This window comes from Ascidiimonas meishanensis (assembly GCF_037782385.1).
Taxonomy (GTDB): Bacteria; Bacteroidota; Bacteroidia; order Flavobacteriales; family Flavobacteriaceae; genus Ascidiimonas; species Ascidiimonas meishanensis.
Genome location: NZ_JBBEXD010000026.1, coordinates 1 through 3658 on the forward strand (window position 1 = coordinate 1; position 3658 = coordinate 3658).

Consider the following 3658-nt stretch of genomic DNA (forward strand, 5'->3'; position numbering starts at 1 on the left):
ACATAAAAACGGGGAACCATATACTCCGGTAATATACCCGATAAATGACTCCGAAGCGAGGCTTTTTCCATTTCCGTTTCCAGTATCGTGTAAGCAACCAAATATTTATCTCCCTGCTCATTGTCTCTGCAAAGCACTATTGCCTGCTTAACATTGCTATGATCTTCTAATGCTGCAGCAATTTCGCCTAATTCTATTCGATGACCTCTAAGCTTTATCTGATCATCATTACGGCCAATCATTTCAATATCTCCGTTAGGTAACCAACGGGCTAAATCACCAGTCTTGTAGAGTATCTCATTAGCATCAAAAGGACTCTTTATAAATCTTTCTTTTGTTAGTTCTTCACGATTTAGGTAAGCTTTTGCCAATTGAACTCCTCCTATATGAAGTTCACCAGTAACTCCCACCGGAACAAGGCTTAAACCCTTAGTCAAAATATACATTTGAGTATTTGCTAGTGCTTTACCTATAGTTACCTGTTCATCAGGAAGTATTCTTTTAGTGTTAGACCAGATGGTTGCTTCTGTAGGTCCATATAAATTCCAAAGTGAACTGTTCTTACTTAATTTTAAAAGACGTTCCTTTAATTGTTCTTTCAAAGGTTCTCCTCCACTTAAAATATGAACATCATTACTATTTTTCCAACCAATATCACTTAGCATTTCTAATTTTGAGGGTGTGGCTTGAATATGAGTAGGATTAGACCTAGAAATTAATTGTTGTAAAACATCAGGATCTGAATTTTCCAGTTCGTTCGTCAAAATTATGGTTCCCCCAAAACACAGCGGTAAAAAATATTCCATAATAGAAATATCAAAGGTAAAATTGGTGCTACTTACCATTCTGATATACGACGAAAAATCTAGTTTTTCCTGAATTGCATTCACAAAATTAAATAATGCCTGATGTTGGATCATAACTCCTTTAGGTCTTCCCGTGGTGCCGGAGGTATAAATTACATAAGCCAGTTGTTCAGGGACTGTCTTCCCCTTTTTTTTGTGTAATAGGTTCTCTTTTTGAAAAAGCTTGCTTTCTAGTAAATCAACACAAATAATATCTAGAGCTGCATTCTTCTCATCAACCATCGTAAAAGAAGAATCACAAATTAAAAATCGTGCATTCGTATCATCAAGCATAAAATCAATACGTTCTCGTGGATACTTCGTATCTATAGGAACATAAGCGCAACCCGATTTCATTACAGCAAGTATGCTTATTAATAATTCTGGAGAACGTTTTATGCTAATCGGAATCAGTTCTTCTTTTGTGACGCCAAGATCAAGTAAGTAATTCGCCAAACGATCTGATCTGTCTTCTAATTCATAGTAACTTATTTTACAATCTTCAAATTCAACAGCAATTGCACCTGGCTTGAGAATAACCTGTTTTGAAAACAGATCTAGCACAGTTAGATTCTTATCAAAATTCTTTCCGGTTCTATTAAAATCAATAAGTAACAGCTCTTTTTCCGGTTCACTTAATATCTCTATTTGCTCAATAGGCTGCGTGGCACCTTTGAGAACAGATTTAATGAGTGTATTAAAATGGTTTGCCATGCGTATAATAGTGGCCTCTTTAAAAAGCGCAGTACAATATTGAATCTCTACCTCCAGTTTCTTATCTCGTTCTATACATCCTAAAGAGAGGTCAAACTTTGAAGTGGCTATAGGCGTATCTATAATTTGTAGCGTAGCGTCACCTAACTTTAATAAAGATTCATTTGCGGCCTCTTGATACGTAATCGTAGTTTGAAATAGAGGGTTTCTACTCCTATCTCTTGAAGAAACCAATCGGTCTACTACCCGGTCAAAAGGCACATCTTGATGCATGTATCCATTGAAGGTATGCTCCTTTACGTTTTTTAAAAATGCATGAAAAGATTTTTTTGATTCTATCTGACTTCTAATTGCAATGGTATTTACAAAAAATCCAATCAATGATGCAATTTCAGGCTGTTCTCTGTTAACAATTGGTGTGCCTACACAAAGATCTTCTTGACCTGAATACTTATATAAGAATACCTTATAAATAGCTAGAAGAGTTATAAATAATGTACACTGATTTTCTCGTGCCAATTTTTTTAAACCAGCAAGATGCTCTTCCCCAATATCAAAACTATAAGAAGCACCTTCCATACTTTGAATAACAGGCCTCGTAAAATCAGTAGGAAGTTCTAGCGTACCACTTCCTTTTAGTTGGTTCTCCCAAAAATCCAGTTTATTTTCAAGTACTTTTCCTGAAAGATGTTTACGTTGCCATATACTGTAATCTTTATATTGAATGTGTAATTCGGGTAATTTATTCTTATTTTCTGCATAAAGAAATTGCAGCTCATTCATGAAAATTGGAAGCGACCAGCCATCGGAAGCAATATGGTGCATCACTATCAATACTAAATTAAGATCTGCTGCTTTTTTTAGAATAGTTACCCTAATCATATAATCTGAAGACAGATCAAAGGGACATATGATCTCAGACTTAAGAAAATCTTCAACTGTTTGCTCTTTTTCTATCTCTGATACATCTTTAACATCAACCTCAAAATCATCTTCAGGTATTACTAATTGGAATCCTATTCCTTCTTCTTCTTTAAATACGGTACGAAGGGATTCATGCCTTCCAACAATTTTCTTTACTGCATTTTGCAGCTGTTTTATCTCAATACGCCCCTCAACTCTTAGAACACCGGAAACATGATAATTTGTGCTGCCATTTAATTGATCAATAAACCATAAACGTTCCTGAGTAAAGGACATGGGAATATTTTCCTGAATACTAGATTTTTTTATACGAAGCTTTTCGGTTGTTGATCTTCCTTTAATCCCGTTAACCTCTTTTTCAAAAAAAGATACTAATGAATCCTTATTAGACTTTATCAGGTCTAATAACTCAGGTTTCATCTGTGCAGTTTTCATCTTCTTCATGCCCAGCTTTCCATTCTCAGCAAACAGTTGAATGCCTTGTTCTCTGGCTAAACGTATGATTTCAAGATTTTTTTTGACGTTCATTATTAAAAGTATTGTTTGAGTTAAAGAATGATTACAAGTAGGAAGTTTCAAGTTCATCACTATCTTCCATCATATCTTCTTCTTTCAGGATATTCAAATATTCTACAAGCATTTCAACGGTAGTATACTGAAACGCACTTGCCAGATTCATTTCTACTTCAAATACTGCGCGAATAGCGGCTACCAGTCTTACAGCCATTAAAGAATTTCCACCCAAATCAAAAAAGTCATCATGTATTCCAACTGAATTAAGCTGAAGTATTTCCTCCCAAAGGCCTGCCATTTTTTCTTCATCCTCATTTCTTGGAGCTACATATTTTGATTTATCCTGAAGATCTTCTTCTAAAATTTCAGGCAAAGCCTTTTTATTCACTTTACCGTTGACAGTTAAAGGGATTTCTTCCAATTCTCTAAAGTAATCTGGAAACATATAGTTAGGAATACTTTTTTGAAGACGATTCTTTAGTATTTCCTTGTCAAAAGAAGGTTGTGGTACCACATAAGCGACAATAATTTTCTTATTACCGAATGTTTTTACGGTGACTACCGCATTTTTAATCTGATCTTCATGTTTTAGAATGACATTTTCAATCTCCCCGAGTTCAATACGGTGTCCGCGTATCTTTACCTGATGGTCATTTCTGCCA

At 35.1% G+C, this 3658-nt stretch carries 2 protein-coding genes; both read right to left on the bottom strand.

Going from position 1 to position 3658, the window contains the following annotated elements; all coding sequences use genetic code 11:
* On the bottom strand, positions 1-3011 hold a 3011-nt coding region (locus tag WBG07_RS19220; protein WP_340203737.1), incomplete at its 3' end, for a non-ribosomal peptide synthetase.
* Between the two features lie 31 nt (positions 3012-3042).
* Positions 3043-3658 (bottom strand): phosphopantetheine-binding protein (locus WBG07_RS19225; RefSeq protein WP_340203739.1); only part of this gene is annotated, 616 nt, incomplete at its 5' end.